This window comes from Dysgonomonas sp. 216 (assembly GCF_010501065.1).
Classification (GTDB): Bacteria; Bacteroidota; Bacteroidia; order Bacteroidales; family Dysgonomonadaceae; genus QVMM01.
Genome location: NZ_QVMM01000035.1, coordinates 1 through 5,387 on the forward strand (window position 1 = coordinate 1; position 5,387 = coordinate 5,387).

At 47.3% G+C, this 5,387-nt stretch carries 2 tRNA genes and 3 rRNA genes; all 5 read right to left on the reverse strand.

The features are described 5' to 3' along the window. Positions 1 to 41: 41 nt before the first annotated feature. The 5 genes from rrf to D0T53_RS13285 all read right to left on the reverse strand — a co-directional run bounded on the left by rrf (position 42) and on the right by D0T53_RS13285 (position 5,164). A 5S ribosomal RNA gene (rrf, locus tag D0T53_RS13265) occupies positions 42 to 153 on the reverse strand. 133 nt (positions 154 to 286) lie between these two features. Then, positions 287 to 3,177: ribosomal RNA gene (locus tag D0T53_RS13270) — 23S ribosomal RNA — on the reverse strand. Between the two features lie 124 nt (positions 3,178 to 3,301). After that, positions 3,302 to 3,375: transfer RNA gene (locus tag D0T53_RS13275), tRNA-Ala, on the reverse strand. Positions 3,376 to 3,388: 13 nt separating this feature from the next. Next, positions 3,389 to 3,462, reverse strand: a tRNA-Ile gene (locus D0T53_RS13280). Between the two features lie 170 nt (positions 3,463 to 3,632). Beyond that, a 16S ribosomal RNA gene (locus tag D0T53_RS13285) occupies positions 3,633 to 5,164 on the reverse strand. The 16S, 23S and 5S rRNA genes sit together here with 2 tRNA genes alongside, the layout of an rRNA operon. Positions 5,165 to 5,387: the final 223 nt, after the last annotated feature.

The following is a 5,387-nucleotide window of genomic DNA, read 5'->3' on the forward strand; positions in this document are numbered from 1 at the left end:
AAAGCCCCGTATTAAATAAATAATACGAGGCTTTATTATATAAGTGGCGGCTACCTACTCTCCCACCCAAAGGGCAGTACCATCGGCGCAATTGGGCTTAACTTCTCTGTTCGAAAAGGGAAGAGGTGGAACCCCAACGCTATAACCACCTGAATATTGTTATATAAACCTAAAACGGAATATATATTGTTTCAGATGACTGATATAAAAAAGAGCGCAAAACAAATAAAAGCTTGTATAACTTTTTGATTGCAGCTATCTGAACACCCTGCTTGAGGTGCACGATATTAAAAAACTGTTCGGGCAATTAGTACTACTCGGCTATGACATTACTGCCTTTACACCTGTAGCCTATCAACGTTGTAGTCTACAACAACCCTTATAAAGATATCTTATCTTGAGGCCGGCTTCGTACTTAGATGCTTTCAGCACTTATCCGATCCAGACTTAGCTACCCGGCGATGCTCCTGGCGAAACAACCGGTAAACCAGAGGTCTGTCCAACACGGTCCTCTCGTACTAGTGTCAGATCCCCGCAAATATCTTACGCCCACGATAGATAGAGACCGAACTGTCTCACGACGTTCTGAACCCAGCTCGCGTGCCACTTTAATGGGCGAACAGCCCAACCCTTGGGACCTTCTCCAGCCCCAGGATGTGACGAGCCGACATCGAGGTGCCAAACCATTCCGTCGATATGAGCTCTTGGGAATGATCAGCCTGTTATCCCCGGAGTACCTTTTATCCTTTGAGCGATGGCCATTCCATACTGAAACCACCGGATCACTATGCTCTAGTTTCCTACCTGTTCGACTTGTCGGTCTTACAGTCAAGCGCGCTTATACCATTACACTCTACGAACGGTTACCAATCGTCCTGAGCGCACCTTTAGAAGCCTCCGTTACTCTTTTGGAGGCGACCACCCCAGTCAAACTACCCACCATACAATGTCCCCGTTTCAACGGGTTAGATTTCAAACAATTAAAGGGCCGTATTTCAAGGGCGGCTCCACGAATACTTGCGTACCCGATTCATTGCCTCCGGCCTATCCTACACATCAAGTGCCCAAAATCAATGTAAAGCTATAGTAAAGGTTCACGGGGTCTTTTCGTCCCATCGCGGGTAATCGGCATCTTCACCGATACTACAATTTCACCGAGCTCACAGTTGAGACAGTGTCCAGATCATTACACCATTCGTGCAGGTCGGAACTTACCCGACAAGGAATTTCGCTACCTTAGGACCGTTATAGTTACGGCCGCCGTTTACTGGGGCTTCAATTCAATGCTTCTCCTTGCGGATGACATCTCCTCTTAACCTTCCAGCACCGGGCAGGTGTCAGACTATATACTTGTTCTTGCGAATTTGCATAGCCATGTGTTTTTGATAAACAGTTGCCTGGACCTATTCTCTGCGGCCTGCCATCACTGACAGGCACCCCTTCTCCCGAAGTTACAGGGTCATTTTGCCTAATTCCTTAACTGTGAATCACTCGAGCGCCTTAGTATACTCAACCCGACTACGTGTGTCCGTTTGTGGTACGGGTGATTATATGATTAGCGTTTAGCGGTTTTTCTTGGCAGCCTGTTTACCTGCATATTGGGGCATCCGTAGACTTCCCATACTTTCAGGTTCGGATCTCTTAGCGGATTTGCCTACTAAAATCAACTCCTACACCCTTTAACCAACAATTCCGTCTGTTGGCAGCAGTTTCACTCCTGCGTCACCACATCACTCATATAACCAGTAACGGAATATTTACCGTTTCATCCATCGGCTTCGCCCTTCGGCTTATCCTTAGGTCCCGACTTACCCTGATCCGATTAGCGTTGATCAGGAAACCTTAGTCTTTCGGCGAGGAAGTTTCTCGCTTCCTTTATCGTTACTCATACCTACATTTGCTTTTCCAATTCCTCCAGCATAACTCACATTACACCTTCTACGGTCGTTGGAATGCTCCCCTACCGATAATATTTATCCCATAGCTTCGGTAACATGTTTGATGCCCGATTATTATCCACGCTTCGCCACTCGACTAGTGAGCTGTTACGCACTCTTTAAATGAATGGCTGCTTCCAAGCCAACATCCTAGCTGTCACGGTAGCAAAACTTCGTTAATTCAACTTAACATGTATTTGGGGACCTTAGCTGATGGTCTGGGTTCTTTCCCTCTCGGACATGGACCTTAGCACCCATGCCCTCACTCCCGGTATCGAACTTGTGCCCATTCGGAGTTTATCTGGACTTGATAGGCGGTGAAGCCCTCGCATCCAATCAGTCGCTCTACCTGACACAAGTAATTACCGAGGCTGCACCTAAATGCATTTCGGGGAGTACGAGCTATCTCCAAGTTTGATTAGCCTTTCACCCCTACCCTCAAGTCATCGGGAAGCTTTTCAACGCTTATCCGTTCGGTCCTCCAATTGGTGTTACCCAACCTTCAACCTGCTCAAGGGTAGATCACTTGGTTTCGCGTCTACTCCCATTGACTAAAGCGCCCTGTTAAGACTCGCTTTCGCTTCGGCTACATGCATACTTGCACTTAACCTTGCCAATGAAAGTAACTCGTAGGTTCATTATGCAAAAGGCACGCCGTCACTATTACTAGCTCCGACCGCTTGTAGGCACATGGTTTCAGGGTCTTTTTCACTCCTCTGTTCGAGGTTCTTTTCACCTTTCCCTCACGGTACTGGTTCGCTATCGGTCTCTGGAGAGTATTTAGCCTTGGCGGATGGTCCCGCCGGATTCATACAGGATTTCTCGTGTCCCGCACTACTCAGGATACTGATAGGCTTCGTTATCAAGTCGTGTACGGGATTATCACCCTCTTTGATCGTTCTTTCCAAAACGTTCCACTTTAATAACTGCTTGCCACAACTCAGTCCTACAACCCCAAAGATGCCTAAACATCTTTGGTTTGGGCTAATCCCATTTCGCTCGCCACTACTCTGGGAATCACTTTTGTTTTCTTCTCCTACGGGTACTTAGATGTTTCAGTTCCCCGCGTTCGCTCACTGCCTGGCAGTGTAATATCCTCTTCGGATATTGGGTTGCCCCATTCGGATATCCGCGGATCGAAGGTTATTTGCACCTCCCCACGGCTTTTCGCAGCTTATCACGTCCTTCATCGCCTTCCAGAGCCACAGGCATCCCCCATGTGCCCTTATCTTGTTTTTTAATATCTTTCCTGTTATAAACAGGATCGTCAGATAATTGTATTACCTTTTTTGCTCTACTTACTTTTTTTAAGTTTTTTGCTCTTTTTTTACATCATGTCAAAGATCGTTTGCCTTTCGGCTTTGTGGAGAATAACGGATTCGAACCGTTGACCCCCTGCGTGCAAGGCAGGTGCTCTAGCCAGCTGAGCTAATCCCCCAATTTGTATCAAGTAGTCCCAGGCAGATTTGAACTGCCGACCTCTACATTATCAGTGTAGCGCTCTAACCAACTGAGCTATAGGACTGGCTTTTAATCTATACCTCGGAACTTGTTTTGGTGATCCCCAGCTCCCGGTGATTCTCTTGCTTTATGTTTTTTAATGATTGATAAATAGTGAACTGTACAGCAGGATTCAATCCTGTCTATGTCTTTTGTACTTAGTTTATAAGACTCTTGTTTTCCGAAAGCCTCCAGAAAGGAGGTGTTCCAGCCGCACCTTCCGGTACGGCTACCTTGTTACGACTTAGCCCCAGTCACCAGTATTACCCTAGGACGCTCCTTACGGTTACGTACTTCAGGTACCCCCGGCTCCCATGGCTTGACGGGCGGTGTGTACAAGGCCCGGGAACGTATTCACCGCGCCATGGCTGATGCGCGATTACTAGCGAATCCAGCTTCACGGAGTCGAGTTGCAGACTCCGATCCGAACTGGGAACGGCTTTCGAGATTGGCATCCTGTCACCAGGTAGCTGCCCTCTGTACCGCCCATTGTAACACGTGTGTCGCCCCGGACGTAAGGGCCGTGCTGATTTGACGTCATCCACACCTTCCTCGCAGCTTACGCTGGCAGTCTCGTCAGAGTCCTCAGCTTGACCTGTTAGTAACTAACGATGTGGGTTGCGCTCGTTATGGCACTTAAGCCGACACCTCACGGCACGAGCTGACGACAACCATGCAGCACCTACACATCTGCTATTGCTAGAAATAAAGTTTCCTCTATCGTCAGATGCATTTCAAGCCCGGGTAAGGTTCCTCGCGTATCATCGAATTAAACCACATGTTCCTCCGCTTGTGCGGGCCCCCGTCAATTCCTTTGAGTTTCACCGTTGCCGGCGTACTCCCCAGGTGGATTACTTATCGCTTTCGCTTAGTTACTTACTATCATATCGCAAACAACTAGTAATCATCGTTTACTGTGTGGACTACCAGGGTATCTAATCCTGTTTGATACCCACACTTTCGTGCATCAGCGTCAGTAATACCTTAGTAAGCTGCCTTCGCAATTGGAGTTCCTAGTGATATCTATGCATTTCACCGCTACACCACTAATTCCGCCTACTTCATCTATACTCAAGAAACCCAGTTTCAACGGCAATTTTAAGGTTGAGCCTCAAACTTTCACCGCTGACTTAAGCTTCCGCCTACGCACCCTTTAAACCCAATAAATCCGGATAACGCTCGCATCCTCCGTATTACCGCGGCTGCTGGCACGGAGTTAGCCGATGCTTATTCGTACTATACTTGCAAGAAGGGACACGTCCCCTGTTTTACCCTAGTACAAAAGAAGTTTACAACCCATAGGGCAGTCATCCTTCACGCGACTTGGCTGGTTCAGGCTCTCGCCCATTGACCAATATTCCTCACTGCTGCCTCCCGTAGGAGTCTGGTCCGTGTCTCAGTACCAGTGTGGGGGATCAACCTCTCAGTTCCCCTATCCATCGTTGCCTTGGTGGGCTGTTACCCCGCCAACTAGCTAATGGAACGCATGCCCATCTACTACCGATAAATCTTTAACAAATATCACCATGTGGTGCCCCTGTTTTATGCGGTATTAATCCGGATTTCTCCGGGCTATCCCCCTGTAGTAGGTAGGTTGCATACGCGTTACTCACCCGTGCGCCGGTCGCCGACAAAAGTAGCAAGCTACTCCTTCGCTGCCCCTCGACTTGCATGTGTTAGGCCTGTCGCTAGCGTTCATCCTGAGCCAGGATCAAACTCTTCTTTGTATATTCTTTTATTTAAATCCTTATAGCTCCCGGAATCACCTTATTTAAGTTCAAAGTTATTGACAAGATCATATACATTAATAATTAACATACATGCCCCGCTGTACTTTTGTTCTCTATCTATTTTATCATTTCTTACAAAGATCGCTCCTTTTTTTTACTTCGCATCTCCTGCAAAGCGGGTGCAAAGATAAATACTTTTTTTACCTAATTCCAAATTATT